The organism is Streptomyces misionensis (assembly GCF_007896895.1).
Taxonomy (GTDB): Bacteria; Actinomycetota; Actinomycetes; order Streptomycetales; family Streptomycetaceae; genus Streptomyces; species Streptomyces misionensis_A.
Map to the genome: position 1 here is coordinate 1 of NZ_VOGW01000064.1, position 25877 is coordinate 25877.

At 73.3% G+C, this 25877-nt stretch carries 25 protein-coding genes; 16 read left to right on the forward strand and 9 right to left on the reverse strand.

Annotation, left to right across the window (positions count from 1 at the left end; translation table 11 throughout):
* From tilS to folE, 4 genes are all read left to right on the forward strand, one after another.
* On the forward strand, nt 1-874 hold an 874-nt coding region (gene tilS / locus FRZ03_RS11615), incomplete at its 5' end, for a tRNA lysidine(34) synthetase TilS (protein ID WP_146465067.1).
* A gap of 89 nt (nt 875-963) precedes the next feature.
* On the forward strand, nt 964-1524 hold the full coding sequence (hpt, locus tag FRZ03_RS11620; protein ID WP_070022462.1) for a hypoxanthine phosphoribosyltransferase: 561 nt from the start codon (nt 964-966) through the stop codon (nt 1522-1524).
* A 217-nt stretch (nt 1525-1741) separates the two neighbouring features.
* Complete coding sequence (gene ftsH, locus FRZ03_RS11625) at nt 1742-3781, forward strand: ATP-dependent zinc metalloprotease FtsH (protein WP_186785371.1); 2040 nt, start codon at nt 1742-1744, stop codon at nt 3779-3781.
* A 121-nt stretch (nt 3782-3902) separates the two neighbouring features.
* Nucleotides 3903-4508 (forward strand): GTP cyclohydrolase I FolE, encoded by a 606-nt coding sequence (gene folE / locus FRZ03_RS11630; RefSeq protein ID WP_146465068.1) that lies wholly within the window; start codon nt 3903-3905, stop codon nt 4506-4508.
* A gap of 24 nt (nt 4509-4532) precedes the next feature.
* Here the strand turns inward: folE and FRZ03_RS11635 are convergent, their stop codons facing one another.
* From FRZ03_RS11635 to FRZ03_RS11660, 6 genes are all read right to left on the reverse strand, one after another.
* Nucleotides 4533-5021: a DUF3180 domain-containing protein gene (locus FRZ03_RS11635; RefSeq protein WP_146465069.1), complete on the reverse strand. Its 489-nt coding sequence runs from the start codon at nt 5019-5021 to the stop codon at nt 4533-4535.
* A 58-nt stretch (nt 5022-5079) separates the two neighbouring features.
* Entirely contained in the window at nt 5080-5691 is a 612-nt protein-coding gene (gene folK, locus FRZ03_RS11640; RefSeq protein WP_146465070.1) for a 2-amino-4-hydroxy-6-hydroxymethyldihydropteridine diphosphokinase, read from the reverse strand.
* Nucleotides 5688-6047 carry a dihydroneopterin aldolase gene (gene folB / locus FRZ03_RS11645; protein WP_070022467.1) on the reverse strand — a complete coding sequence of 120 codons (360 nt, stop codon included), beginning with the start codon at nt 6045-6047 and terminating at the stop codon, nt 5688-5690. The genes folK and folB overlap by 4 nt, the downstream gene beginning before the upstream one ends.
* A 259-nt stretch (nt 6048-6306) precedes the next feature.
* A complete protein-coding gene (locus tag FRZ03_RS11650) occupies nt 6307-6843 on the reverse strand; it encodes a nuclear transport factor 2 family protein (protein ID WP_146465071.1) in 537 nt (178 codons plus the stop codon).
* Nucleotides 6840-7808 carry a dihydropteroate synthase gene (gene folP, locus FRZ03_RS11655; protein WP_146465072.1) on the reverse strand — a complete coding sequence of 323 codons (969 nt, stop codon included), beginning with the start codon at nt 7806-7808 and terminating at the stop codon, nt 6840-6842. Before folP ends, FRZ03_RS11650 begins: the two co-directional genes overlap by 4 nt.
* A 68-nt stretch (nt 7809-7876) precedes the next feature.
* Nucleotides 7877-9691 carry a phosphatidylglycerol lysyltransferase domain-containing protein gene (locus FRZ03_RS11660; protein WP_146465073.1) on the reverse strand — a complete coding sequence of 605 codons (1815 nt, stop codon included), beginning with the start codon at nt 9689-9691 and terminating at the stop codon, nt 7877-7879.
* A gap of 226 nt (nt 9692-9917) precedes the next feature.
* Between FRZ03_RS11660 and FRZ03_RS11665 the strand changes: the two genes are divergently transcribed.
* The 3 genes from FRZ03_RS11665 to FRZ03_RS11675 all read left to right on the forward strand — a co-directional run bounded on the left by FRZ03_RS11665 (nt 9918) and on the right by FRZ03_RS11675 (nt 13692).
* The gene (locus FRZ03_RS11665) at nt 9918-11042 is read left to right on the forward strand and encodes an alpha/beta hydrolase (protein WP_146465074.1); all 1125 of its coding nucleotides are present in this window, start codon (nt 9918-9920) and stop codon (nt 11040-11042) included.
* Between the two features lie 95 nt (nt 11043-11137).
* On the forward strand, nt 11138-12457 hold the full coding sequence (locus tag FRZ03_RS11670) for a serine/threonine-protein kinase (protein WP_186785372.1): 1320 nt from the start codon (nt 11138-11140) through the stop codon (nt 12455-12457).
* A gap of 83 nt (nt 12458-12540) precedes the next feature.
* The gene (locus tag FRZ03_RS11675; protein ID WP_146465075.1) at nt 12541-13692 is read left to right on the forward strand and encodes an NADH-quinone oxidoreductase subunit D; all 1152 of its coding nucleotides are present in this window, start codon (nt 12541-12543) and stop codon (nt 13690-13692) included.
* Between the two features lie 19 nt (nt 13693-13711).
* On the opposite strand, the gene FRZ03_RS11680 is transcribed toward FRZ03_RS11675, so the two are convergent.
* Nucleotides 13712-14734, reverse strand: a complete 1023-nt coding sequence (locus tag FRZ03_RS11680) for an SAM-dependent methyltransferase (RefSeq protein WP_146465076.1) — start codon at nt 14732-14734, stop codon at nt 13712-13714.
* A 118-nt stretch (nt 14735-14852) separates the two neighbouring features.
* On the opposite strand from FRZ03_RS11680, the gene FRZ03_RS11685 reads away from it, so the two are divergent.
* Nucleotides 14853-16058, forward strand: a complete 1206-nt coding sequence (locus FRZ03_RS11685; protein WP_146465077.1) for a sensor histidine kinase — start codon at nt 14853-14855, stop codon at nt 16056-16058.
* A gap of 31 nt (nt 16059-16089) precedes the next feature.
* A complete protein-coding gene (locus FRZ03_RS11690) occupies nt 16090-16761 on the forward strand; it encodes a response regulator (RefSeq protein ID WP_146465078.1) in 672 nt (223 codons plus the stop codon).
* A gap of 21 nt (nt 16762-16782) precedes the next feature.
* Here the strand turns inward: FRZ03_RS11690 and FRZ03_RS11695 are convergent, their stop codons facing one another.
* Nucleotides 16783-17916: a DUF5937 family protein gene (locus tag FRZ03_RS11695; RefSeq protein WP_146465079.1), complete on the reverse strand. Its 1134-nt coding sequence runs from the start codon at nt 17914-17916 to the stop codon at nt 16783-16785.
* 124 nt (nt 17917-18040) lie between these two features.
* Here FRZ03_RS11695 and FRZ03_RS39040 point away from each other — a divergent pair, with 124 nt between their 5' ends.
* Nucleotides 18041-18178, forward strand: a complete 138-nt coding sequence (locus FRZ03_RS39040; RefSeq protein ID WP_186785373.1) for a hypothetical protein — start codon at nt 18041-18043, stop codon at nt 18176-18178.
* Between the two features lie 37 nt (nt 18179-18215).
* Here the strand turns inward: FRZ03_RS39040 and FRZ03_RS11700 are convergent, their stop codons facing one another.
* Nucleotides 18216-19448 carry a threonine aldolase family protein gene (locus FRZ03_RS11700; RefSeq protein ID WP_146465080.1) on the reverse strand — a complete coding sequence of 411 codons (1233 nt, stop codon included), beginning with the start codon at nt 19446-19448 and terminating at the stop codon, nt 18216-18218.
* 188 nt (nt 19449-19636) lie between these two features.
* Between FRZ03_RS11700 and FRZ03_RS11705 the strand changes: the two genes are divergently transcribed.
* From FRZ03_RS11705 to FRZ03_RS11730, 6 genes are all read left to right on the forward strand, one after another.
* The gene (locus FRZ03_RS11705) at nt 19637-20617 is read left to right on the forward strand and encodes a Rossmann-like and DUF2520 domain-containing protein (protein ID WP_146465081.1); all 981 of its coding nucleotides are present in this window, start codon (nt 19637-19639) and stop codon (nt 20615-20617) included.
* The gene (gene panC, locus FRZ03_RS11710; RefSeq protein ID WP_146465082.1) at nt 20614-21615 is read left to right on the forward strand and encodes a pantoate--beta-alanine ligase; all 1002 of its coding nucleotides are present in this window, start codon (nt 20614-20616) and stop codon (nt 21613-21615) included. The genes FRZ03_RS11705 and panC overlap by 4 nt, the downstream gene beginning before the upstream one ends.
* Nucleotides 21612-23309 carry an L-aspartate oxidase gene (locus FRZ03_RS11715; RefSeq protein ID WP_146465083.1) on the forward strand — a complete coding sequence of 566 codons (1698 nt, stop codon included), beginning with the start codon at nt 21612-21614 and terminating at the stop codon, nt 23307-23309. The genes panC and FRZ03_RS11715 overlap by 4 nt, the downstream gene beginning before the upstream one ends.
* Before the next feature lie 28 nt (nt 23310-23337).
* Nucleotides 23338-24315 carry a carboxylating nicotinate-nucleotide diphosphorylase gene (nadC, locus tag FRZ03_RS11720; RefSeq protein WP_146465084.1) on the forward strand — a complete coding sequence of 326 codons (978 nt, stop codon included), beginning with the start codon at nt 23338-23340 and terminating at the stop codon, nt 24313-24315.
* 5 nt (nt 24316-24320) lie between these two features.
* Nucleotides 24321-25118 (forward strand): type III pantothenate kinase, encoded by a 798-nt coding sequence (locus tag FRZ03_RS11725; RefSeq protein ID WP_146465085.1) that lies wholly within the window; start codon nt 24321-24323, stop codon nt 25116-25118.
* 271 nt (nt 25119-25389) lie between these two features.
* On the forward strand, nt 25390-25877 hold a 488-nt coding region (locus tag FRZ03_RS11730; protein WP_146465135.1), incomplete at its 3' end, for a hypothetical protein.

Below are 25877 nucleotides of genomic sequence, written 5' to 3' on the forward strand. Positions count from 1 at the left end.
CTCCATGGCCCTCGCCTCCGCGCTCGCCTTCGAGGCCCCCAAGCTCGGCCTGCGCGCCGGCGGCATCACCGTCGACCACGGACTCCAGCCGGGCTCCGACCTCCGCGCCGACGAGGTCGCCCTGCGGATGCGCGGCCTCGGCCTCGACCCCGTCGAATCCGTCGCCGTCGCCGTCGGCCGCGACGGCGGCCCCGAGGCCGCCGCCCGCGACGCCCGCTACGCCGCCCTGGACGCCGCGCTCGAACGCCACGGCGCCGCCGCGATCCTGCTCGGGCACACCCGCGACGACCAAGCCGAAACCGTCCTGCTGGGCCTCGCCCGCGGCTCCGGCATCCGCTCCCTGTCCGGAATGGCCGCGGTCTCGGGGGCCGGCGGCCGTTACCGGCGGCCCTTCCTCCACCTCGACCGGCAGACCGCCCGCAAGGCCTGCATGGTCCAGTCCCTGCCCGTCTGGGACGACCCCCACAACACCGACCCCGCCTACACCCGCTCCCGGCTGCGGCACGAGGGCCTGCCCGCCCTGGAGAAGGCCCTCGGCAAGGGCGTCGTGGAAGCGCTCGCCCGCACCGCCCAGCTCTCCCGCGACGACGCCGACGCCCTGGACGCCTGGGCCAGCCAGGCCGAGGCCTCCGTGCGCGACGCCGCGGGCCGGCTGGAGTGCGCCAAGCTCTACGCGCTGCCGCCCGCCGTACGCCGCCGCATCCTGCGCCGCGCCGCCATCGAGGCGGGCGCTCCGGCCGGTTCCCTGTTCGCCCGCCACATCGAGGAAGTCGACCGGCTGATCACCGGCTGGCGGGGCCAGGGAGCCATCAATCTCCCGGGCAGAGTCGTCGCCCAGCGTCAGGGTGGCAGACTGGTGATTCGGCAAGGCTGAGTCCCGACGGCCCGGAGCGACCCTCCGGCGGCCGACCGGGCCGGCCGGAGGCCGTTTTCACGGCCGTAAGTGCGGGACGACCGAAAGTGATGCGGGTGGACGCGAAAGACATGGGTGCCGACCTCGAGAAGGTGCTCATCACCAAGGAAGAGATCGACGCCAAGCTGGCCGAGCTGGCCGCGAAGATCGACGCGGAGTACGAGGGCAAGGACCTGCTGATCGTCGGCGTCCTCAAGGGCGCGGTGATGGTCATGGCCGACCTCGCGCGGGCGCTGTCCACCCCGGTCACCATGGACTGGATGGCCGTGTCCTCCTACGGCGCGGGCACCCAGTCCTCCGGTGTCGTGCGCATCCTCAAGGACCTCGACACCGACATCAAGGGCCGCGACGTCCTGATCGTCGAGGACATCATCGACTCCGGCCTGACCCTGTCCTGGCTGATCAACAACCTCGGCTCCCGGGAGCCCGCCTCCCTCAAGGTGTGCACGCTGCTGCGCAAGCCGGACGCCGCGAAGGTCGCCATCGACGTGGAGTGGGTCGGCTTCGACATCCCGAACGAGTTCGTCGTCGGCTATGGCCTCGACTACGCCGAGAAGTACCGCAATCTCCCGTTCGTCGGTACGCTCGCGCCGCACGTCTACGGCGGCTGAACCGGAACCGGGCCCGGGCTGAGCCAGTCGGCCCAAGCCCGGCGAGGTGATCGGGAACCCCGGCGGGTCCCGTGCCGTTGAAGCTTGCAGAGACGGGTTTCCCAGCCGTCGAAACGGCTCCGCGCGGCTTCGGGCACCATTGCTGGGGTACCGTCAGAAGAACTGTCTTATCAAACTCACTATGGCAGGAGGGACGGGGCGGCATCGCTCCGTATGGATGGACGTGAAGCGATACTTCCGTGGGCCGGTCATGTGGATCGTGCTGGCCGTCCTTGCCGTGGTCGTGTTGATGCAGGTCGTCGGCTCGTCCGGCGGCTACAAGACGGTGGACACCGGCCAGGTCGTCGCGGCGATCAATGACAACAGGGTCCAGTCGGCCAAACTGACCACGGGCGACGAGCAGACCATCAAGGTCACCCTCAAGGACGGCCAGAAGGTCTCCGGCAGCTCCAAGATCCAGGCGAGCTACATCGGCGACCAGGGTGTGACCATCGCCGGCACGCTGCAGACCAAGTACCAGAACAAGCAGATCCCGGACGGCTACACGGTCTCGCCGTCCAAGCAGAACCCGTTCGTCGGCGTCCTGCTCTCCCTGCTGCCCTTCGTTCTGATCGTCGTCGTGTTCCTGTTCCTGATGAACCAGATGCAGGGCGGCGGCTCCCGGGTGATGAACTTCGGGAAGTCCAAGGCCAAGCTGATCACCAAGGACACCCCGAAGACGACGTTCTCGGACGTCGCCGGCTGTGACGAGGCCGTCGAGGAACTCCACGAGATCAAGGAGTTCCTCCAGGAGCCGGCCAAGTTCCAGGCCGTCGGCGCCAAGATCCCCAAGGGTGTGCTGCTCTACGGCCGCCCGGGTACCGGCAAGACCCTGCTGGCGCGTGCCGTCGCGGGCGAGGCCGGGGTGCCCTTCTACTCGATCTCGGGTTCCGACTTCGTGGAGATGTTCGTCGGTGTCGGCGCCTCCCGAGTCCGCGACCTGTTCGAGCAGGCCAAGGCGAACGCCCCGGCGATCGTCTTCGTGGACGAGATCGACGCGGTCGGCCGCCACCGCGGCGCCGGCCTCGGCGGCGGGCACGACGAGCGCGAGCAGACCCTCAACCAGCTGCTGGTCGAGATGGACGGCTTCGACGTCAAGGGCGGCGTCATCCTGATCGCCGCCACCAACCGGCCCGACATCCTAGACCCGGCGCTGCTGCGGCCCGGCCGCTTCGACCGCCAGATCGCGGTCGACCCGCCGGACCTCCAGGGCCGTCTGGAGATCCTCAAGGTCCACCAGAAGGGCAAGCCGGTCGCGCCCGACGTCGACCTGGCCGCCGTCGCCCGCCGCACCCCCGGCATGACCGGCGCCGACCTGGCCAACGTGCTCAACGAGGCCGCGCTGCTCACCGCGCGCAGCGACCAGAAGCTGATCGACAACAAGGCGCTGGACGAGGCGATCGACCGTGTGGTCGCGGGCCCGCAGAAGCGGACCCGGATCATGTCGGACAAGGAGAAGAAGATCACCGCGTACCACGAGGGCGGTCACGCCCTGGTCGCGGCGGCCTCGCCGAACTCCGACCCGGTCCACAAGATCACGATCCTGTCCCGCGGCCGTGCCCTCGGTTACACGATGGTCCTGCCCGACGAGGACAAGTACTCGACCACGCGCAACGAGATGCTCGACCAGCTCGCCTACATGCTGGGCGGCCGGGCGGCCGAGGAACTGGTCTTCCACGACCCGACCACCGGTGCCGCCAACGACATCGAGAAGGCCACCAACCTGGCCCGCGCGATGGTCACCCAGTACGGCATGACCGAGCGGCTCGGCGCCATCAAGTTCGGCGGCGACAACAGCGAGCCCTTCCTCGGCCGTGAGATGGCGCACCAGCGCGACTACTCGGAAGAGGTCGCCGCGCTGGTGGACGAAGAGGTCAAGAAGCTCATCGAGACCGCGCACAACGAGGCCTGGGAGATCCTGGTCGAGAACCGCGACGTGCTCGACAACCTCGTTCTCCAGCTGCTGGAGAAGGAGACGCTGGGCAAGGAGGAGATCGCCGAGATCTTCGCCCCGATCGTCAAGCGCCCGCCGCGGCCCGCCTGGACCGGCTCCTCGCGCCGCACCCCGTCCACCCGCCCGCCGGTGCTCTCCCCGAAGGAGCTGGCGCTGACCAACGGTGCGAACGGTTCGACGGCCGCGATCAGCACGGCCAAGTCCACCGCGGGCGAGTCCGCCCCGGTGACGGATAAGGCCCCGGAGGACCGTCCGGAGAGCTGATCTAGCAGCAGCTTTCCGGCCGAGGCGGCCCGGAATGAACGCCGCGCCCCCCAGGTTCTAGCCTGGGGGGCGCGGCATTTTCCGTATGCACGCACGTGGGACGACAGGAACGAGGCACCAGATGACCGACCCGGTGACGCTGGACAGCGAGCGCCCCGTCGGCGAGTTCGACGAGAAGCGCGCCGAGAATGCCGTGCGCGAGCTGCTGATCGCGGTCGGCGAGGACCCCGACCGCGAGGGGCTGCGCGAGACACCGGCGCGGGTGGCGAGGGCGTACAAGGAGATCTTCGCCGGGCTGTGGCAGCAGCCCGAGGACGTGCTCACCACCACGTTCGACCTGGGGCACGACGAGATGGTCCTGGTGAAGGACATCGAGGTGTACTCGACCTGTGAGCACCACCTGGTGCCGTTCCGGGGCGTGGCCCACGTGGGCTACATCCCGTCGGTCTCCGGGAAGATCACCGGGCTGTCGAAGCTGGCCCGGCTGGTGGACGTCTACGCCCGCCGGCCGCAGGTGCAGGAACGACTCACCACGCAGATCGCGGACTCGCTGATGGAGATCCTGGAGCCGCGGGGCGTCATCGTGGTCATCGAGTGCGAGCACATGTGCATGTCGATGCGCGGCATCCGCAAGCCGGGCGCCAAGACCATAACGTCGGCGGTGCGCGGTCAGCTGCGCGACGCGGCGACCCGCAACGAGGCCATGAGCCTGATCATGGCGCGCTGAGCCGGAGCCCGGGGGAGCCGGCGGTCACGCCGCCGGCTCAGCGCCCGGGTGGTCCTGGTCGTCGTCCTCGGGGAGCTTGCAGACGCGTTCGAGGAAGAGGGCGGCCGCTATCACGGCGATGCCCGCGAGGACCGAGAAGCCTGCGTAGAAGGCCTGGTCGCGGCGGGTGGGAAGGTCGAGCAGCTCCAGCAGGAACACACCCGTGCCGCCGTACATGCCGGCGACGAGGGCGGCGACCAGGGCGCTGGCCTGGCCGAAGACGACCGCGCGGGCGGCCATCAGCGGGTCGACGCCCTTGGCGCCGGGGCGGCGCTCGCGCTGGGCCTTGAGGCGGGAGCGGATCGAGAGTGCCGTGGCCAGCAGGACCACGGCGATCAGGGCGAGGACGATGGGGGCGGCCAGGGGGACGCCGGGCAGGGTCCCGATCGAGTTCCAGAGGCGGGCGCCCGCCCAGGACAGGATGCCCGCCACGACGAACACGCCGATCAGCACCCTGATGCGCAGCTCTCTCACGGTGTCCCTTCAGTTCCCCCGGACCGGGTCCCGGTTGTGGTCGTCTTGACCTTAACGACTACTCGGGCAGTCGGAGTTCCAGGTCCGTGCGTGCCTCGACGCCCTCCCTGGTGACGGCCGCGAGCAGTTCGGCCACGGCGCCGCGTCCGGGCAGCTGCGCCGCCGGGTCCACGTCGTGCCAGGGCGCGAGGACGAACGCGCGCTCGTGGGCGCGCGGGTGGGGCAGTGTCAGCTGCGGGTCGTCGGAGGTGACGTCGGCGTAGGCGACGATGTCCACGTCCAGGGTGCGCGCGCCCCAGCGCTCGTCGCGGACGCGGTGGAAGGCCTCCTCGACCGCGTGCGCGCGCTCCAGCAGGGAGGAGGGCGGCAGGGTGGTCTTCAGGGCCACGACCGCGTTGAAGTACGACGGCTGGCTGCCGGGCTCGACGCCCCAGGGCTCGGTCTCGTAGACGGGCGAGACGGCCTTGACGCGGACGCCGGGGGTGTCCTCCAGCGCGTCGACGGCACCCTGGAGGGTCTCCAGGCGGTTGCCGAGGTTGGACCCGATGGAGATCACGGCCCACTTGGGGTTCTGCAGGGTGGTGTCGGCCGCGTCCACCTTCTCGACGACCGAGGCGGGCACCGGCTGGACGGTCGGGTCACTGTGACCCTGGACGAAAGGTCGGGTCATACTCGGCTCCGGGTGATGGTGACGGTCACGTCGTCGAAGGGGACGGTGATCGGGGCGTCCGGCTTGTGCACGCACACCTCGACCTCCTGGACCCCCTCGTGTTTCAGGCAGGTCTGGGCGATCCGCTCGGCAAGCGTCTCGATGAGGTTCACCGGCTCGCCCTCGACCACGGCCACGACCTCCTCGGCCACGATGCCGTAGTGCACGGTCTTCGTCAGGTCGTCGTCGGCCGCGGCCGGCCGGATGTCCAGGCCCAGGACGATGTCCACGAGGAAGGTCTGGCCCTCCTCGCGCTCCTTGGGGAACACACCGTGGTGCCCGCGGGCCTTCAGGCCGCGCAGCGCGACACGATCCACGCGAATCACTCCTGCAATCGTCGGGAACGACCGGCCCGTACCGCGTGCGGGCGACACACCGGTCACAGACGAATCTACCTGCGGGCGCCGACAGGCCAAGGCCCCAGGGGCCCGGTCCCCACCGGGGCGGGGAGGGATTCACCGCTCGTTTCCCCCGGTGAACCCTGCCGCGTCAGGGACCGGTAGCCGGTCATACCCCGGGGTAGGTGATTCCAACCACTTCTCGGTGCCGGTGCGCCGTCGGTCGTTCCCTACTCGCTCAGGCGAGGGTGTCGTCGTCCGGATTCACGCCATTCGCGCCGCCCTCGCCGTCCTCGGTGTCGTCGCTGTCGGCGAGGACGGGCGAGGCGTGGTGGGACCAGAGTTTCCAGCCGAGCGGTGTGCGCCGGAACACATTGGTGGCGACGACGAGCTGGCCGACCAGGGGCCCGAGTTCATCGCCCTCCGCGGGGGCGGGGCCGCCGCTGAGGATGTTCTCGGTGCAGGTCACGAGCGCGGTGTCGCCGGTCACGGAGACGTGCACATCGGTCAGGAAGAACTGGATGTAGTCGGTGTTGGCCATGATCAGGGCGTACGACCTGAGGACCTCGCCGCGGCCGGTGAGCACCGGCCAGCCGGGGTGCACGCAGGAGATCACGCCGCTGTCGGCCGGGTCGTGGTACTCCTCGTCCACGCCCAGGTCGGAGGGGGTGAGCCAGAGGGCGGAGACCTCGTCGAAGTCGCCGCGTTCCAGGGCCTCGTAGAAGGCGGTGTTGGCGGCCTCGACCTGTTCGACGTCGGTGTGGGGGGCGCTCACCGGGTTCCGTCCGCCGTGTGTCCGCCGGCGGCGCCGGGGGCGTGGCCGGTTTCGTGCGCCGCATCGGCCGCCGGGTCCACCGGGGAGGCCGTCGTCCCCGCGGTCGCGCGTGCCCCTTCCACCGCCCGCGCGACCCGTACGGCGTCCGCCGTGGCGCGCACCTCGTGGACGCGCACGGCCCATGCGCCGGCGTGCGCCGCGAGTGCGGAGACGGCGGCGGTGGCGGCGTCGCGTTCCCTGGCGGGCGGCGGCGCGCCCTCGGGTCCGGCGAGCACCCGGCCGAGGAACCGCTTGCGGGAGGCGGCCACCAGCAGCGGGTGGCCGAGGGCGCGCAGCCGGTCGAGGCGGGCCAGCAGGGCGAGGTCGTGCTCGGCCTCCTTGGAGAAGCCGAGACCGGGGTCGACCACGATCCGGTCGGGGGCGATGCCGCCGGCCAGGACGGCGTCGACGCGGGCGCGCAGTTCGTCCACGACCTCGTCGACGACGTCGCCGTACACGCCGTGGACGCCGCCGCCCGCCAGGAAGCCGCGCCAGTGCATGACGACGAAGGGGGCGCCGGCGTCGGCGACGACCGGGATCATCTCGGGGTCGGCGAGGCCGCCGCTGACGTCGTTGACGAGGGCGGCGCCGGCCGCGAGGGAGCGGGCCGCGACCGAGGCGCGCATGGTGTCGACGGAGACGACGACGCCCTCGGCGGCGAGGCCCCGCACGACCGGGATGACCCGCCGCAGCTCCTCGGCCTCGTCCACCCGGGTGGCGCCCGGGCGGGTGGACTCGCCGCCGACGTCGATCAGGTCGGCGCCCGCGGCGACGAGGTCGAGACCGTGCTTGACGGCGGCTGTCGTGTCGAACCAGCGGCCGCCGTCGGAGAAGGAATCGGGGGTGACGTTCACGACCCCCATGACCGCGCACCGGTCCCATGCCGGAAGGCCCGCCACGCGGCCGCGCCCGCTGAGCTTGTTCATACGTTCAGCGTAGGCCCCGGTCGGCGCCGCGACGGCCCGTAGGGCCGGGACGGCGCCGGGCGGACGGGTCATGCCGCGCGGGCGTCGCGTTCGGTCACCGTGTGGGCGCACGTGCGTTCCACGGACGGACGGCGACGGCGCAGGAAGCGGGGCATGGGCAGCGCCAGGTTGACGAAGCCCTCGGCCTGCATGGTGGCGAACCCGATCCGGGGCAGGTCGGTGGTCGCGCGGTAGACGATGAAGCGCGGCTCCCAGCGCGGCTGGAACTTGGCGTTGAACTTGTACAGCGACTCGATCTGGAACCAGCGCGAGAGGAAGACCAGCAGCCCGCGCCAGGCGCGCAGCACCGGTCCCGCGCCGATCTTCTCGCCGCGGGCGAGGGCGGAGCGGAACATGGCGAAGTTCAGCGAGACGCGGGTGATGCCGAACTTGGGCGCGGCCTGGAGGGCGGCGACGATCAGCAGCTCGTTCATGCCCGGGTCGGCGCTGCGGTCGCGGCGCATCAGGTCGAGCGAGGCGCCGTCCTGGCCCCACGGCACGAAGTGCAGGATCGCCTTGAGGTCGCCGTACTCGCCCGGTTCGTCGTCGGTCTTGTGGGCGGTGGCTATGAGGCAGTCCCCGTCGGCCGGGTCGCCGATGCGGCCGAGGGCCATGGAGAAGCCGCGCTCGGTGTCGGTGCCGCGCCAGTCCTCCGCGGCCCGCCGGATGCGGTCCAGCTCGGCCTCGCCGAGGTCATGGATGCGCCGTACCCGGGTTTCGTATCCGGCCCGTTCGATGCGCTTGACCATCTGCCGGACGTTGCGCATGGCGCGCCCGGCGAGCGAGAAATCCGCGACGTCCACCACCGCCTCGTCGCCCAGTTCCAGGGCGTCCAGGCCGGTTTCGCGGGTCCACACCTCACCGCCGGTCTCCGAGCAGCCCACCACCGCGGGCGTCCAGGAGTGCGCCCTGGCCTCGTCCATGAAGCGCTCGATGGCGCCCGGCCAGGCCTCGACGTCGCCGATGGGGTCGCCGCTGGCGAGCATCACGCCGGAGATGACGCGGTAGGTGACGGCGGCCTTGCCGCTGGGGGAGAAGACGACCGCCTTGTCGCGGCGCAGCGCGAAGTGGCCGAGGGAGTCGCGGCCGCCGTGCCTGGCCAGCAGCGCCCGCAGTCTCGCCTCGTCCTCCCCGGTGAGGCGGGCGGCCGGGTGCTCGGGGCGGAAGGCCAGGTAGGCGGTGGTGACGGCGGTGAGCCAGCCGAGCGCGCCGAGGGAGAAGGCGACGGTCCAGGAGGTGCTGCCCTGGTAGTCGACCGGGCCCTCGAAGCCGAACAGGCCGTAGACGACGTGGGTGAGCCGGTCGGCCAGGCTCGGGTCGCCGACCGTGCGGTGCGGGTGGACGCTGACGATGACCAGCCCGAGCACCAGCGAACCGGCGCTCATCAGCACGAAGTTGGCGAGTGCGCGCCAGCGGCTGCGCGGGTCCGGCAGGGCCGCGAACTCCCGGCGGTGCCAGATCAGCGGCACCAGCAGGACGACCGCGAACAGCACGCCGGCCAGCGAGTGGCGGTAGGCGAACTGGCTCACCGCGCCGGCCGGCAGCAGCGCGACCGCGGCGCGCCACGCCCGGCGCTTTCGCCGCCTGAGTCCGTGCGCGAGCAGCAGCAACAGCACGCCGACGCTGAGCGAGAGGGCCGCGGCGAACGGTCCGAAGGAACCGGGGAGCACCTCGGCCAGGGCGTGCATACGGCTGTGACGGAAGCGCGGGAAGACTCCTGCGGCGATGTCCAGGAGGCCGACGAGCGCGACCGCCCTGCCGACCAGGCCGGGGACGGCCTCGGGGCGCGGGCCGCGCGCTATGCGCAGCACCCGGTTCGATCGGCCCGGAACCCCGCCCGACATTTCCCCATCTATCCTGACAGACATCGCATCCCGTAGTTCTGCGAGAGACCTTGGACCCGGGCCCGATCGGGCATCCGGTGACATTGCGCCCTCTAGGACGGTGTCGCGGGGAGAGAGGTTCACTCCCCTCCGGAAAGTCGGGTCAAAGGCCGAGGAAAGCCCCGGGCAAACCCACGCGACGACGCGTGGGCGCGGCCCGGGCCGAGAGCAGGCAGGGAAACAGCCCATGGGTCTCACGAGCAACAAAGTGCTGGTGCTGGCGGTCGTGTTCGCCGTAGTGCTGTTCGCGGGCACGGTGTGGCTGTGGCCGCGGCTCGCCCGGCGCAGCTGGCAGGCCGTCGGCGGGCGGATCGGGATGCTGCTCGTCACCCAGCTCGCGCTGTTCGCCTCGGTGGGGCTCGCCGCCAACCAGGCGTTCGGCTTCTACGCCAGCTGGGCGGACCTGTTCGGCCAGGAGAACGGGCAGGGCGTGGTCGTCGACCACATAGCGGGCGGCGCCGGCAGTCCGGTCCAGGTGGTCGCCACCTCCCGGGTGGCCGGGGTGAGCGGCGGGGCGCCGCAGGTGGCCGGGCAGATCCAGAAGGTCGACATCGTCGGCCGTACGACCCGCATCGCGGCACCGGCGTTCGTCTATCTGCCGCCGGAGTACTTCCAGGCGCGCAACCGCGGCCGCAAGTTCCCGGTCTCCGTCGTCCTGACGGGTTACCCGGGCACCGCGCAGGCGCTGGTGGACAAGCTGCGCTACCCGAGCACGGCGCAACAGCTCGCCAAGAGCGGCAAGATGCAGCCGATGATCCTGGTGATGATGCGTCCGGCGGTGGCGCCGCCGCGGGACACCGAGTGCGTGGACGTGCCGGGGGGCCCGAAGACGGAGACGTTCTTCGCCAAGGACCTGCGCGACTCGGTGATGGCGCGTTACCGGGTGGACAAGACGCCCGCCAGCTGGGGCATCATCGGCGACTCGACCGGCGGTTACTGCGCCCTGAAGATCGCCATGCACCACCCGAGGTCGTACGCCGCCGCCGTCGGCCTGTCGCCGTACTACAAGGCGCCGATCGACCCCACCACCGGCGACCTCTTCCACGGTGACGCGAACCTGCGTAATCGTGCCAACCTCTTCTGGGTGCTCAAGCACCAGGCGGCCCCGGAGACGTCACTGCTCGTCACCAGCAGCAGAATCGGCGAGCACAACTACAAGGACACGCTCAACTTCATCAAGAGCGTGCAGGACACGAACGTGACCAGGATTTCCTCGATCATCCTTCCGAGCGGCGGGCACAACTTCAACACCTGGCGGCGGGAGATCCCGGGGGCGTTGCAGTGGCTCGGCACCCGGCTGGTCTCGCACTGAGGCCCGTATTCTGACGCCCCGTGATGCGCACGGTATGGCCGTGTTTTTGCGGGGCGGGGGCCCATGAATCGCCTACGCGCGGTAAGTTTCTGGCCATGCCACGTGGACGCCACCGCCATTCCCCGCCTCTGCACCGGCTGCTGCCCCCCTCCGCCATCGCCGGCGTCTCCGTCGCCTGCGCGCTGGGTCCCTGGGTGTTCTCCGAGGCCGCGGTGCTGCGCGCGCTGGCCGGAGCCGCCGCGGTGACCGCGCTCGCCGGCGCCTTCGTGATGCGCCGCTGGGACATCCACGCGGGCAAGCAGGTCGCCGACCTGGCCCGCGCCCGGGCCGGCGACGAGTGGCGGTTCGAGGAACGGGTCGCCGAGTTGGAGACCGACCTGGAGGAATCGCGCGAACTGCGCGCCAAGCTGGAGCAGCGGCTGCGCGCCAAGCGCGCCGAACTGGCCGGGCTGCGCAACGAGCACGCGGCCCTGCTGCGCCGCTACGCCACCGCGGAGACCGAGCGCGCGAGCGCCCTGGAGGGCCGCCGCCTGCTGGAGATCGAGTCCGGGGCGCCCGCGCTGCCGCCGGCCGCGCGCACGGCCACCTCGCTGCCGTCGCGCCCGGGCTCGCCGGCCCTGCCGCCGGCCCGGAGCGCGGAGCCGTCCGCCGCCGTCGCCGGGAAGCCGGAGAAGGCGTCGGAGAAGACGTACGACGTGTTCTCGGCCGAGGGCGCGAAGCTGTACGGGCAGGCGCTGCGGGCGCTGGCCGCGTTCGACCGGGAGAGCGGCGGCGGGACCGGAGAGCGGGGCGAGGACACGGCCGCCGCCAAAGGGGAGGACGCCCCCGGGGACATAGCCGCGCCGGACGGGGCGCGGGCCCCGGCCGAGGAGGCCGGGCCCGCCGAGGCGCGGCCCGCAGCCGCCGCACCGCAGGCCACGGAGGCTCCTGAGGCGACCGCGACCCCCGAGCCCGGGACCGACGAGACAACGGTGACCGGTGAGCCCGCCGGAACCGCCAAGGCGTCCGTGACGCCCGAGCCGACCCTGACCCCCGAGGCGACCCTGACCCCCGAGCCGTCCGAGGCCGCCGGGGTGCCCGCCGCCGGGCACTTCACCGTGCCGACCGCCGTGGCCGTCGTCCCGGCACCGCCCGTGCGGCGCCCGGTGACCTCGGGCGGTTTCGACTTCTTCGGCACGCAGAAGGGCGCGGGCCCGCAGAAGGGCACGCCGAAGACCGCGCTGGACTCCGTGCAGAACGAGGACCTGGCCGATGTCGTCGGCCAGGAGGCGCTGGCCGTGCACAAGGCGGAGGCCGAGGCGGAGTTCAAGCCCGCCGACGACAAGGCGCGCGGCGTGGGTCAGGTCATCGACCTGACCGCGCACGACGAGACCGAGCAGATCGACGTCCAGGGACTGCGCAGCGCCGCCTCCTGACGACGGCACGCGGCACACCGGGCCCGGCCTCCCCGCGGGGAAGCCGGGCCTTCGCGCGTGCGGGCATGGGGGAAACTGGAGCCATGACTCCTACGACGGAGACCACGGTCGGGATCGGCGGTGCCGCGGAAAGCACCGACATGGTGCTCAACATCGGCCCCCAGCACCCGTCCACGCACGGCGTGCTGCGGCTCAGGCTGGTGCTGGACGGCGAGCGCATCGTGCGCGCCGAGCCGGTGATCGGCTATATGCACCGGGGCGCGGAGAAGCTCTTCGAGGCGCGCGACTACCGGCAGATCATCATGCTCGCCAACCGCCACGACTGGCTGTCGGCGTTCTCCAACGAGCTGGGCGTGGTCCTCGCCGTGGAGCGGATGCTCGGCATGGAGGTGCCCGAGCGGGCGGTGTGGACGCGCACGCTGCTCGCCGAGCTGAACCGGGTGCTCAACCACCTGATGTTCCTCGGCTCCTACCCGCTGGAACTGGGCGGGATCACCCCCGTGTTCTACGCGTTCCGCGAGCGCGAGGTGCTCCAGAACGTCATGGAGGAGGTCTCCGGCGGGCGCATGCACTACATGTTCAACCGCGTCGGCGGCCTCAAGGAGGACCTGCCGGCCGGCTGGGCGGGCCGCGCGCGGGCCGCCGTCGCCGCCGTGCGCTCGCGCATGGACGTCTTCGACGACCTGGTGCTCGGCAACGAGATCTTCCGGGGGCGCACCCGAGGGGTGGGGGCGCTCTCCCCAGAGGCGGTGCACGCCTACGGCGTGAGCGGGCCCATCGCGCGCGGCTCGGGCGTCGACTTCGACCTGCGCCGCGACGAGCCGTACCTGGCGTACGGCGAGCTGCGGGACACGCTGAAGGTCGTCACCCGGAGCGAGGGCGACTGCCTGGCCCGCTTCGAGGTGCTCCTCGAACAGACGCACAACGCGCTGGACCTCGCGGACGCCTGTCTGGACCGGCTCGCCGGGCTGCCGCCCGGGCCGATCAACCAGCGCCTGCCGAAGGTGCTGAAGGCGCCCGAGGGACACACGTACGCGTGGACCGAGAACCCGCTCGGGATCAACGGGTACTACCTGGTCAGCAAGGGGGAGAAGACGCCGTACCGGCTCAAGCTGCGCTCGGCGTCGTACAACAACATCCAGGCGCTGACCGAGCTGCTGCCCGGGACGCTGGTGGCGGACATGGTGGCGATCCTGGGCTCGATGTTCTTCGTGGTCGGCGACATCGACAAGTAGGCCGCGCGCCCGCCGCGGGTCAGCCGAGCGGGTCCGGGATGCCGGCGGGCTGGAGCAGCCAGCCGAAGTCGCCGAGGCCGCCGCGCGCGGTCAGCTCCGCGGCCTCGCCGGCGCCCGCGAGGGCCCGCACATAGGCGGCGGGGTCCGTGGCGGCCAGCGTGAGCGGGGGGCGTGCGCCGGTGATGCCGAGGGCGTGCAGGGCGTCGCGCTGGGTGAGCAGGCGCGCGGGGGCCGGGAGCGCCGCCGCGCAGGCGTCCAGGGCGACATGGGCGGTGATGTCACAGCTCCCGTCCGGCACCGGCGTCGTCTCGCGGCCCTCGCGAAAACCGGTGAGGGTGCCGAACGGGGGGCGTGCGCCGGCGGTGTGCGCGTAGTCGACGGCCACCGCGAGCCCCCGTACCACCCGGCCGGCGACCGCCGCCCAGGCCTGGTCGCGGGGCCGTCCCAGCTCCGCGCGCAGCCCCTCCTCGGCCGGCAGCGGCCACCAGCGCGCCAGCCACTCCGCGTCCGCGCCGGTCACCGGATCACCCGGCCGCTCGGCGCCGTCGTCGCCGACGAGCACGTACCGGGGCACCCCCGCGGCGTCCGTCTCGGCCACGTCCACGGGCACGTTGTCCAGCCACTCGTTGGCGAACAGCAGCCCGGTGACCGACGCGGGCGGCTCGTCGCACCACACGATGCGTCCGTCCGGGCCGGCGGGGCGGCCGGCGATCTCGACGGCGTACGGCCGCACCCGGGCGGCCACCTCGTCCGGCAGCGCGCGGAGCACCCCGGTGACCAGTTCGCCGCGCCCGGCCCCCATGTCCACGAAGTCCAGCGCCGCGGGCCGCCCCAGCGCCGCGTCGACCCGGCACAACAGCTCCGCCACGGCCGCCGCGAACAGCGCCGACGCGTGCACCGACGTGCGGAAGTGCCCGGCGGGTCCCTCCGGCCGCCGGTAGAACCCGTCCGGGCCGTACAGGGCGGCCTCGGCCGCGGCCCGCCAGCCGCGCGGGCCCGCGCCGTGCGCGCGCCGCTCCTCACCCGTCGTACCGTCCGTCACCGGACCAGACTAGGCGCCCAGATGATCATCTCCTCCACCTTGGGGAGTACGTGTGCGCGGCCCGGATCGGCCCTCCGGTTGACCCGGTCGGGCATTCCGTTTCCCTACTCTGGGTTACGTGCAGCGCCTCTACGACTTCCTCCGCCGTCACCCGACCGGGGTCGACTCCTTCTGGGCCGTCGTCCTGTTCGGGCTGTCGGTGCTGAGCGAGGCCAATCTCCAGGGGACGCCGGCGCACCGGGCACCGCTGGCCGGGGCGGTCGCGGTCTCCGCCGTCCTGTGCCTCGTCGTCGCGCTGCGCCGCCGGTTCCCGGAACCGATGCTGCTGGTCGCGCTCGCCACCGGCCTCGCCCAGTTGGTGCTGGACCTGGAGACGTCCGTCGCCGACTTCGCCATGCTGGTGATCGCCTACACGGTCGCCACCATGGGCGCGCCCTGGGCGTCCCGGCTCGCCCTCGTCGCCAGCTTCTGCGCAGCGCCCATGGCGCAGCTGCGCTGGCCGGCGGAGCACGCGAGCTTCCTCGGCCGCCTCGCCATCGTGGCCTTCCAGACCGTGCCCTTCGCGCTCGCCTGGGTGCTCGGCGACTCCATGCGTACCCGGCGCGCCTACTTCGAGCAGCTGGAGGAGCGCGCGGCCCGGCTGGAGCAGGAGCGCGAGGCGCAGTCCAAGGTCGCCGTCGCCGCCGAGCGCGCCCGGATCGCCCGCGAGCTGCACGACGTGGTCGCGCACAACGTGTCCGTGATGGTGGTGCAGGCCGACGGCGCCGCCTACGTCATGGACACCGCCCCCGACCAGGCGAGGACGGCCCTGGAGACGATCTCCTCGACCGGCCGGCAGGCCCTCGCCGAGATGCGCCGCCTGCTGGGCGTGCTGCGCACCGGGGAGCACCAGGAGGGCGGCGAGTACGTCCCGCAGCCCGACGTCGAGCAGATCGACGAGCTGATCGAGCAGTGCCGCGGCTCCGGCCTGCCCGTCGACTTCAAGGTGGAGGGCACCCCGCGCCCGCTGCCCAGCGGGGTGGAGCTGACCGCGTACCGGATCGTGCAGGAGGCGCTCACCAACACCCGCAAGCACGGCGGGCCCAACGCGGGCGCCAGCGTCCGGCTGGTCTACTTCGACGACGGCCTCGGCCTGCTCGTGGAGGACGACGGCAACGGCGCCCCGCAGGAGCTGTACGAGGAGGGCGGCGCCGACGGCAGCGGGCACGGCCTGATCGGCATGCGCGAGCGCGTCGGCATGGTCGGCGGCACCCTGGACGCCGGGCCGCGGCCCGGCGGAGGATTCCGGATCAGCGCCCTGCTGCCGCTCAAGCCGGCGCACTGACGAACGAACGAGGACAGGGAAGAAGGACCGGATGACGATCCGCGTGATGCTCGTCGACGACCAGGTGCTGCTGCGCACCGGGTTCGGGATGGTGCTCGCCGCCCAGCCGGACATGGAGGTCGTCGCCGAGGCGGGCGACGGTGTCGAGGCCCTGGAGAAGCTGCGCGCCACCGCGGTGGACGTGGTGCTGATGGACGTCCGCATGCCGAAGCTCGACGGGGTGGAGGCCACCCGGCGGATCTGCGCGCAGCCGGACCCGCCCAAGGTGCTGATCCTTACCACGTTCGACCTGGACGAGTACGCCTTCTCCGGGCTGAAGGCGGGCGCCTCCGGCTTCATGCTCAAGGACGTGCCGCCCGGCGAGCTGCTGGCCGCCATCCGGTCGGTGCACAGCGGTGACGCCGTGGTCGCGCCCTCCACCACCCGGCGGCTGCTGGACCGCTTCGCGCCGATGCTGCCCTCCGGCGCCGGGGAGCCCCGGCACAAGGAGCTGGACCGGCTCACCGAGCGGGAGCGGGAGGTGATGGTGCTGGTCGCGCAGGGCCTGTCCAACGGGGAGATCGCGGCGCGCCTGGTGCTGTCCGAGGCGACCGTGAAGACCCATGTCGGCCGCATCCTGACCAAGCTGGGCCTGCGCGACCGGGTGCAGGTGGTGGTGCTGGCCTACGAGACCGGCCTGGTGCGGGCGGGCGGCCTGGGCTGAGCCGCGCCCGGCACGGGCGGTTCAGCGCAGCAGCCCCTCGATGAAGTCGCTGCCCAGCCGGGCCACCGCCGAGAGGTCCAGCTGGTGCTGCACGTACCGGCCCCGGCGGCACTGGGTGATCAGGCCCGCCTTCTTCAGCACCGCCAGGTGCCGGGAGACCTCGGGCGCCGAGATGCCGTACGCGTCGGCCAGTTCGCTCGTGGTGTGCGGGGCGCGCGCCAGATAGCGGCACAGCCGCATCCGCACGGGGTGGGCCAGCGCCTCCAGGCGCCGGGTGAGCTGGGCGACGGACAGGGCCTGCGGGCGGGGCCCGCTGACCGGGTAGCTGATCACGGGCTGCCAGCCGTACCGGTGCAGCACCAGGACGTGGGGGCGGCCGAGACTGGTCGGCACCAGGACCAGGCCGCCGTCCCCGGTGGCGGTGCGCACCACCGGCAGCTTGTCGACGGTGATCAGCGCGGCCTCCTCGTCCACCGAGAACGCCCCGGACAGCGAGGTGAGGGCCTCGGCCAGGCCCTTGCGGCGCAGCAGCTCGGTGCGGTGCCGGGCGTCGGCGGCGAGCTGGGGCTGGATGCGGGCCCAGGTGTCCGCGAAGAAGGCCTCCTCGCAGTCGAGCAGCAGCCCCCGCAGCCAGGCCCGGATGGCCGGCGGGTCCTCCAGCAGCCGGCGGGTGAACCGCTCCTGCATCGGGCCGCGCGCGGCGGCCATGTCCAGGGCGCGCCTTCGCAGCACCGGGTCGTCCAGCGTGCCCGGCCGGGGGGTGTCGCCGCGCACGCCGCAGGTGAACTCCAGGGCGGCCTGCACGAACTGTTCGTCCGTCAGTTTGTCGAGCAGCTCCAGGTCCTCGGTCAGCGTGGCCCCGGGGAGCACCCGGTCGCCGGGGACGCCGGCGAAGGCCCAGAAGACGTCCGAGAACGTCGTGCGCCACAGGAAGTCCGCCTCGCACAGCCGGTCGGCGAGGTGGGGGCTCAGCCGGGAGGAGACGCCGGCGGCCCAGCCCCCCAGCTCCGGGTGGTGGCCCGGCTCGCTGAGCACGTGCAGCGCCATCCCGAGCTCGGCCAGCGGCGAGGGTACGACGGAGATCCTCGCCCACCTGCCGGCGTCGGGGGCACTCCCGTCGGTGGCCAGCCCGGTGATGTCGATGGTCACGCTCATGCCCCCCATCGTGCACCGGACCACCGACAACGCCTCGCGGATTGACGGCAGCGGTCAATCCACGGGACATCGGCGCGGGCCGCGCGCAGCCTGAGGGCAACCACGTTCCCGGAAGGCGACCGCCATGAGCAGCACCCAGCAGTACCTCCTCGACCTGCACCGCGCCCGCGCCCACGGCACGCCCCACCCGCCCGCGCCCGGCCGGCACGACCTCGCCGTGCTGCGCGCCCTCGTGCGCCGGCTGCGCCGCCGGGCGTCGTAGCGGGCCCGGCGCACACCCGGGAAGGCCGCGCGCGCCCTCAGCGGCCGCCGCCGGGCGCCGGCAGCCGCCGCGCGAAGTCCCGTACGGCGGCCCGCACCTCGTCGGCCGTCCACTCCAGGCCCGCGGCCCGGACGCTGACCTCCGTGCGGGCCAGCCCGGGAGCGGCGTCGCCGGACCAGCCGTTGGCGAAGAGCGCCACCGAGGTCTCCTCCGCCTGGCGCAGCGCGGCCTCGGCGACCACCTCGGGCTCGTACGGCAGCCACACCTGGAACTCGTGGGTGTGCGGCACCTCGGGGTGCACCCGCGCCCACGGCAGGCCGGAGACGGCGAGGCCCTCGCGCAGCGCGGCGGCGACCACGCGCGCCTGGCGCACGTACGCGGGCAGCCGGGGCAGCTCCCGCTCCAGGCCGATGAGCGCGGACAGCGCGGTCGGGAACTGCTGGAAGATCATGCCGCCGTACCGGTGCCGCCAGGTCCGCGCCTCCTCGACCAGCGTGGCCGGTCCGGCGAGCGCGGCGCCGCCGAGGCCGTCGAGGGACTTGTAGAACGACACGTAGACGCTGTCGGCCAGGCCCGCGATCTCCGTCAGGGGGCGCCCGAAGTGCTCGGTGCACTCCCACAGGCGCGCGCCGTCGAAGTGCACCACCGCCTCGCGCTCCCGGGCCACCGCCACCGCCTCGGTCAGTTCCTCCCAGGTGGGCAGCACGAACCCGGCGTCCCTGAGCGGAAGTTCCAGCATCAGCGCGCCGAAGGGCTCCTCGACGGCGCGTATCTCCGCCGCCGTCGGCTGCCTCGGTCCGCCGCCCACCCGGACCGGGCGCAACCCGCTCACCTGGCTGAAGGCCTGCCGTTCATGCACCTCCGGGTGGGCCAGCGGGTGCAGGGCCACGGCGGCGTCGCCGGTGCGGCCGGTCCAGCAGCGCAGCGCCACCTGCTGGGCCATGGTGCCGGTGGGGAAGAAGACGGCGGCCTCCATGCCGAGCAGGGCGGCGGTCCGCTCCTCCAGGTCGGCCACGATCCGGTTGCCGTACACGTCGGCCGGTTCGTCCAGGTCGTACACCTCGGCGCCCGCCGCGGTCAGTTCCTCCAGGCGCTCGCGGATCGTGTTGCCCCAGCGGGCGGGACCCAGCCTGCGCGCGTCCCGCCGCCGCACGGCCGCCCACCGCTCCCGCATCCGCTCCTTGTCCGAGGGGCCCGGAATGTCCGGCGAGCCCGCGGGCCCCGCCGGCTCATCCGCCGGTCGCGCGCCGGCCGCGTCAGTGTCAGTCATGCGGGGATCATGCCGTGCCGGGCGCCCGCGGGGCAGCCGGATATCACGGCCCGCGGGGTCGCGTGGCGAAACCCACAGCCTGTGGACAACCGGTCGGCGGCGGACCGGGATAGCGTTAACATGACGAGAAATCGTCCGGTACATCGTCCGGTACCCGAAGCGGACTGGAACGGGAAGGCCGCCGTCGCGTGAGTACAGTCCACCAGCAAGACCTCAAGGACCGCCCCGCGCGGCTCACCGTCGGCGTCGTGGGCGCCGGCCGCGTGGGCCCCGCGCTGGCCGCGTCCCTCCAGCTCGCCGGGCACCGCCCGGTCGCCGTCTCGGGTGTCTCCGACGCCTCCCGCAGGCGCGCCGAGACCCTGCTCCCGGGCGTGCCCCTGGTGCCGCCCGCCGAGGTCCTGGAGCGCGCCGACCTGGTGCTGCTCACCGTTCCCGACGACGCGCTGCCCGCCCTGGTCGCCGGCCTCGCCGAGACCGGCGCGGTGCGCCCCGGCCAGCTGCTCGTGCACACCTCCGGGCGGTACGGCGCCAAGGTCCTCGACCCCGCCCTGCGCGCCGGCGCGCTCCCGCTCGCCCTGCACCCGGCGATGACCTTCACCGGCACCCCGGTGGACGTACAGCGCCTCGCGGGCTGCTCCTTCGGCGTCACCGCGCCCGAGGAGCTGCGGCTGGCCGCCCAGGCCCTGGTCATCGAGATGGGCGGCGAGCCGGAGTGGATCAGCGAGGAGAACCGCCCGCTCTACCACGCCGCCCTCGCGCTCGGCGCCAACCACCTGGTGACCCTGGTCGCCCAGTCCATGGAGCTGCTGCGCACGGCCGGCGTCGAGGCCCCCGACCGGATGCTCGGCCCGCTGCTCGGCGCCGCCCTGGACAACGCCCTGCGCTCCGGGGACGCGGCCCTGACCGGGCCGGTCGCGCGCGGGGACGCGGGCACCGTCGCCGCGCACATCACCGAGCTGCGCGCGCACGCCCCGGGCACCGTCGCCGGCTATCTGGCGATGGCCCGCGCCACGGCCGACCGGGCCCTCGCCTCCGGGCTGCTCAAGCCGGAACTCGCCGAGGACCTGCTCGGCGTGCTGGCCGACGGCGCGAACGGCGACGGCACCGGCGGCCGCGCGGACGGCGACGGCACCGACGGCACGAACGGCACCGAGGGGAACGACCGATGACCACCGCCCTGCTCCGCACCGCCCAGGAGCTGCACGCCCGCACCCGCGAGGGCCGCCGCGCCGTCGTGATGACCATGGGCGCCCTGCACGAGGGCCACGCGAGCCTCATCCGTGCCGCGCGCCGGATCGCGGGCCCGGACGGCGAGGTCGTCGTCACCGTCTTCGTCAACCCGCTCCAGTTCGGCGCGGGCGAGGACCTGGACCGCTACCCGCGCACCCTGGAAGCCGACCTGAAGGTCGCCGAACAGGCCGGTGCCGACGCCGTGTTCGCCCCCGCCGTGGACGAGGTCTACCCCGGTGGCGACCCCCAGGTCCGCGTCACCGCGGGCCCCATGGGCGAACGCCTGGAGGGCGCCTCCCGCCCCGGCCACTTCGACGGCATGCTCACCGTCGTCGCCAAGCTGCTCCACCTCACCCGCCCCGACGTCGCCCTGTACGGCCAGAAGGACGCCCAGCAGCTGGCGCTGATCCGGCGCATGGTGCGGGACCTGAACTTCGGCATCGAGATCGTCGCCGTGCCGACCGCGCGCGAGGAGGACGGGCTCGCCCTGTCCAGCCGCAACCGCTTCCTGTCGCCCGACGAGCGCCGCACCGCGCTCGCGCTGTCCCGCGCCCTGTTCGCGGGCCGCGACCGGCACGCCGCGCAGGAGGCGCTGCGCGCCCGCGCCCGCGAGGTGCCCGCCACCCAGGCCCGGGCCGAGGCGCTGAGCGCGATAGGGGAGTCCCGCGCGGCGGCCGACGCGCACGCGGTGGCCACAGCGTCCCCCGGCGGCCCGGCGGCCGTCCGCGCCGCCGCCCGCCAGGTGCTGGACGACGCCGCCCACTACGACCCGCCGCTGGAACTGGACTACCTCGCCCTGGTCGACCCGTCCGACTTCACCGAGATCGGCGACGACCACACCGGCGAGGCGGTGCTCGCGGTGGCGGCCCGGGTCGGCACCACCCGGCTGATCGACAACATCCCGCTCACCTTCGGACCCCTCGGAGCCGCCTCGTGACCAGCACAGGCATACGACTGCACGCGCCCGCCCCCGGCTGGGCCATCGAGGCGGACGTGGTCGTCGTCGGCTCCGGCGTGGCCGGTCTGACCGCGGCCCTGCGCTGCGAGGCGGCCGGGCTGACCACGGTGGTCGTCACCAAGGCCCGTCTGGACGACGGCTCCACCCGCTGGGCCCAGGGCGGCGTCGCGGCCGCCCTCGGCGAGGGCGACACCCCCGAGCAGCACCTGGACGACACCCTGGTGGCGGGCGTGGGCCTGTGCGACGAGGAGGCGGTACGGCTCCTGGTCACCGAGGGCCCGGACGCGGTACGGCGGCTCATCGCCACCGGCGCGCACTTCGACGAGTCCGCCGAGGGCGACCTCGAACTCACCCGCGAGGGCGGCCACCACCGCCGCCGGATCGCACACGCGGGCGGCGACGCGACCGGCGCGGAGATCTCCCGCGCCCTGGTCGAGGCGGTCCGCGCGCGCGGCCTGCGCACCATCGAGAACGCCCTGGTCCTGGACCTGCTCACGGACGCCGAGGGTCGCACCGCCGGGGTCACCCTGCATGTGATGGGCGAGGGCCAGCACGACGGCGTGGGCGCGGTGCACGCCCCCGCGGTGGTGCTCGCCACCGGCGGCATGGGCCAGGTGTACTCCGCGACCACCAACCCGTCGGTGTCCACCGGCGACGGCGTGGCCCTGGCGCTGCGCGCGGGCGCCGAGGTCAGCGATCTCGAATTCGTCCAGTTCCACCCGACCGTGCTCTTCCTCGGCCCGGACGCGGAGGGCCAGCAGCCGCTGGTCTCCGAGGCGGTGCGCGGCGAGGGCGCCCACCTGGTCGACGGCGACGGCGTGCGCTTCATGGCGGGGCAGCACGAACTGGCCGAGCTGGCGCCGCGGGACATCGTCGCCAAGGCCATCACGCGGCGGATGCAGGAGCAGGACGCCGATCACATGTTCCTGGACGCCCGGCACTTCGGCGCCGGGATGTGGGAGCACCGCTTCCCGACCATCCTGGCCGCCTGCCGCGCCAACGGCATCGACCCGGTCACCGAGCCCATCCCGATCGCCCCGGCCGCCCACCACGCCTCCGGCGGCGTGCGCACCGACGCCCACGGCCGCACCACCGTGCCCGGCCTGTACGCGTGCGGCGAGTGCGCCTGCACCGGCGTGCACGGCGCCAACCGGCTCGCCTCCAACTCCCTCCTGGAGGGCCTGGTCTACGCCGAGCGGATCGCCGCGGACATCGCCGCCGAGCGCGCCGCGCACGGCCTGGGCGCGCGCGTCCCCGCGCCCGTCCCGCACCCCGAGCAGCCGGCGTACCCGCTGCTCGCCCCCGAGACCCGGTTCGCCATCCAGCGGATCATGACCGAGGGCGCGGGCGTGCTGCGCTCGGCCGAGTCCCTGTCCCGGGCCGCGGACCAGCTCCAGCGGCTGCACACCGAGGCCCGCGAGGCGCTCACCGAGCAGGGCAAGACCGCCGAGCCCGGCGTGGACACGTGGGAGGCCACCAACCTCCTGTGCGTGGCCCGCGTGCTGGTCGCCGCCGCCCGGCTGCGCGAGGAGACCCGCGGCTGCCACTGGCGCGAGGACCACGCCGAGCGCGACGACGCGAACTGGCGGCGCCACATCGTCGTACGGCTCGATCCGGACCGTTCGCTGGCGGTGCGCACCACCGACACCGCAGACTTCCCCCCTACCCGGTAACACCAGCGCCTCAGGAGCAGTGACAGACGTGAGCACCGACGACCTTCCCCTCGTGACGACCGGCGGCTGCGGCGACGGCTGTGCCTGCGGCGCGGAGGACCACGAGGAGTACCTGGAGTGCGGGCTCGACCCCGCGCTCGCCGAGCTGCTGGCCGCCGCCGGGCTCGACCCGATCGAGGTCGAGGATGTCGCCAACGTGGCCATCCAGGAGGACCTGGCCGGCGGCGTGGACGTGACGACGGTCGCCACCATCCCCGAGGAGGCCGTGGCCACCGGCGACTTCACCGCGCGCGAGGCGGGCGTCGTGGCCGGCCTGCGGGTCGCCGAGGCCGTCCTCTCGGTGGTCTGCACGGACGAGTTCGAGGTCGAGCGGCACGTCGAGGACGGCGACCGGGTCGAGGCCGGGCAGAAGCTGCTGTCGGTCACCACCCGCACCCGCGACCTGCTGACCGCCGAGCGCAGCGCGCTGAACCTGCTGTGCCGGCTCTCCGGCATCGCGACCGCGACGCGCGCGTGGGCGGACGCCCTGGAGGGCACCGGCACCAAGGTCCGCGACACCCGCAAGACCACCCCGGGGCTGCGCGCCCTGGAGAAGTTCGCGGTGCGCGCGGGCGGCGGCGTCAACCACCGCATGTCCCTGTCGGACGCGGCCCTGGTGAAGGACAACCACGTGGTCGCGGCCGGCGGCGTCGCCCAGGCCTTCAAGGCCGTGCGGGAGGCGTTCCCGGACGTGCCGATCGAGGTCGAGGTCGACACCCTGCACCAGCTGCGCGAGGTGGTGGACGCGGGCGCCGACCTGATCCTGCTGGACAACTTCACGCCCGGCGAGTGCGCGGAGGCCGTCGGCATCGTCGCCGGCCGGGCCCAGCTGGAGGCCTCCGGCCGGCTGACGCTCGCCAACGCGCGGTCGTACGCCGAGACCGGTGTGGACTTCCTGGCGGTCGGCGCCCTCACCCACTCCTCGCCGATCCTGGACATCGGCCTGGACCTGCGCGAGGCGGAGTAACGGCCATGCTGCTCACGATCGACGTCGGCAACACGCACACCGTCCTCGGCCTGTTCGACGGCGAGGACATCGTGGAGCACTGGCGCATCTCCACCGACGCCCGGCGCACCGCCGACGAGCTGGCGGTGCTGCTCCAGGGCCTGATGGGCATGCACCCGCTGCTCGGCGAGGAGCTGGGCGACGGCATCGACGGCATCGCGATCTGCGCCACCGTCCCGTCGGTCCTGCACGAGCTGCGCGAGGTCACCCGGCGCTACTACGGCGACGTCCCGGCCGTCCTGGTCGAACCGGGCGTCAAGACGGGCGTGCCGATCCTCACCGACAACCCCAAGGAGGTCGGCGCCGACCGCATCATCAACGCGGTCGCGGCGGTCGAGCTGTACGGCGGCCCGGCGATCGTCGTGGACTTCGGCACGGCGACCACGTTCGACGCGGTCTCCGCGCGCGGGGAGTACGTCGGCGGGGTGATCGCGCCCGGCATCGAGATCTCCGTGGAGGCCCTGGGCGTCAAGGGCGCTCAGCTCCGCAAGATCGAGGTGGCCCGCCCGCGCAGCGTGATCGGCAAGAACACGGTCGAGGCCATGCAGGCGGGCATCGTCTACGGCTTCGCCGGCCAGGTGGACGGCGTCGTCGGCCGCATGGCACGCGAACTGGCCGACGACCCCGAGGACGTCACGGTGATCGCGACGGGCGGCCTCGCCCCGATGGTCCTCGGCGAGTCCTCGGTCATCGACGAGCACCAGCCATGGCTGACCCTGATCGGCCTACGCCTGGTGTACGAACGGAACGTGGCACGCCTCTAGTGCCGTGGCGGAAAGGCCTGCCGGGAGGCTGCCGGGCGTCGCGAGCCGGTGAACTTTTCCGGTCGCAGCACCAGGAGCGACCGGCAGCCGGTCGGCCCGCCCGCGGCGCGGCCGGCAGGCGTCGCCCCCCGGGGGTGGCTTTGGGGCGTCCGGGTGGGAAAACGGCCCCGGTCGAGGGAAACCCACAGCGACACATCATCCCGTTGTGTCACTTTTGTCCGATTAGCGGTAGCGTCGCCGCATGCCCACGCCATACGGATCCCGCGGCGGCATGGCGTTCGGCGCGGAGGAGCTGCGTGTGCTCCGCCGCGCCCTCGCCCTCGCCCTCCACCCCGGCCACGCGTCCGCCCGGGACGCCCAGGACTGCCTCCGGCTCGCCGAGTCGCTCGACGAGGCGATCCGCGAGGGGGCCAGACTGCGCGCCTTCCTGGTGGCCGACCTCGGCCGCTACCGGGCCGCGCTCCCGGGCACCGCGGCCGGCTACCTCGCCCTCCTGGAGGAGACGCTGGGCATCGGGTACCTGCCGGTGCCGGACGACCTCGCGGCGCTGCGGGCGCTGCGGGGCAACCCGAGGGCGGCCGACCTGCTGGAGCGCTGCCGGCTGCGGGCCGAGCGGGACGTGCGGGCCCGCTTCGCCCAGGGCGGCGTCAAGATCCCGGCCCCGGCCGCACCGCCCGCGCGGGCGCGCCTGCTGGCCCTCTCCGGCGGTGCGGCGCGGCAGTCCGAGGGCGACGGCAAGCGGCCCTCCGAGCCCGCCCC

Coding starts and splice junctions, on each gene's coding strand:
- folE (WP_146465068.1), top strand. CDS start 3,903: ATGACCGACCCGGTGACGCTGGACAGCGAGCGCCCCGTCGGCGAGTTC.
- FRZ03_RS11725 (WP_146465085.1), top strand. CDS start 24,321: ATGCTGCTCACGATCGACGTCGGCAACACGCACACCGTCCTCGGCCTG.
- FRZ03_RS11700 (WP_146465080.1), bottom strand. CDS start 19,448: ATGACTGACACTGACGCGGCCGGCGCGCGACCGGCGGATGAGCCGGCG.
- FRZ03_RS11695 (WP_146465079.1), bottom strand. CDS start 17,916: ATGAGCGTGACCATCGACATCACCGGGCTGGCCACCGACGGGAGTGCC.
- folK (WP_146465070.1), bottom strand. CDS start 5,691: ATGACCCGACCTTTCGTCCAGGGTCACAGTGACCCGACCGTCCAGCCG.
- FRZ03_RS11665 (WP_146465074.1), top strand. CDS start 9,918: ATGGGTCTCACGAGCAACAAAGTGCTGGTGCTGGCGGTCGTGTTCGCC.
- panC (WP_146465082.1), top strand. CDS start 20,614: ATGACCACCGCCCTGCTCCGCACCGCCCAGGAGCTGCACGCCCGCACC.
- FRZ03_RS39040 (WP_186785373.1), top strand. CDS start 18,041: ATGAGCAGCACCCAGCAGTACCTCCTCGACCTGCACCGCGCCCGCGCC.
- FRZ03_RS11675 (WP_146465075.1), top strand. CDS start 12,541: ATGACTCCTACGACGGAGACCACGGTCGGGATCGGCGGTGCCGCGGAA.
- ftsH (WP_186785371.1), top strand. CDS start 1,742: ATGGACGTGAAGCGATACTTCCGTGGGCCGGTCATGTGGATCGTGCTG.
- folP (WP_146465072.1), bottom strand. CDS start 7,808: ATGAACAAGCTCAGCGGGCGCGGCCGCGTGGCGGGCCTTCCGGCATGG.
- FRZ03_RS11660 (WP_146465073.1), bottom strand. CDS start 9,691: ATGTCGGGCGGGGTTCCGGGCCGATCGAACCGGGTGCTGCGCATAGCG.
- FRZ03_RS11670 (WP_186785372.1), top strand. CDS start 11,138: ATGCCACGTGGACGCCACCGCCATTCCCCGCCTCTGCACCGGCTGCTG.
- hpt (WP_070022462.1), top strand. CDS start 964: ATGCGGGTGGACGCGAAAGACATGGGTGCCGACCTCGAGAAGGTGCTC.
- FRZ03_RS11690 (WP_146465078.1), top strand. CDS start 16,090: ATGACGATCCGCGTGATGCTCGTCGACGACCAGGTGCTGCTGCGCACC.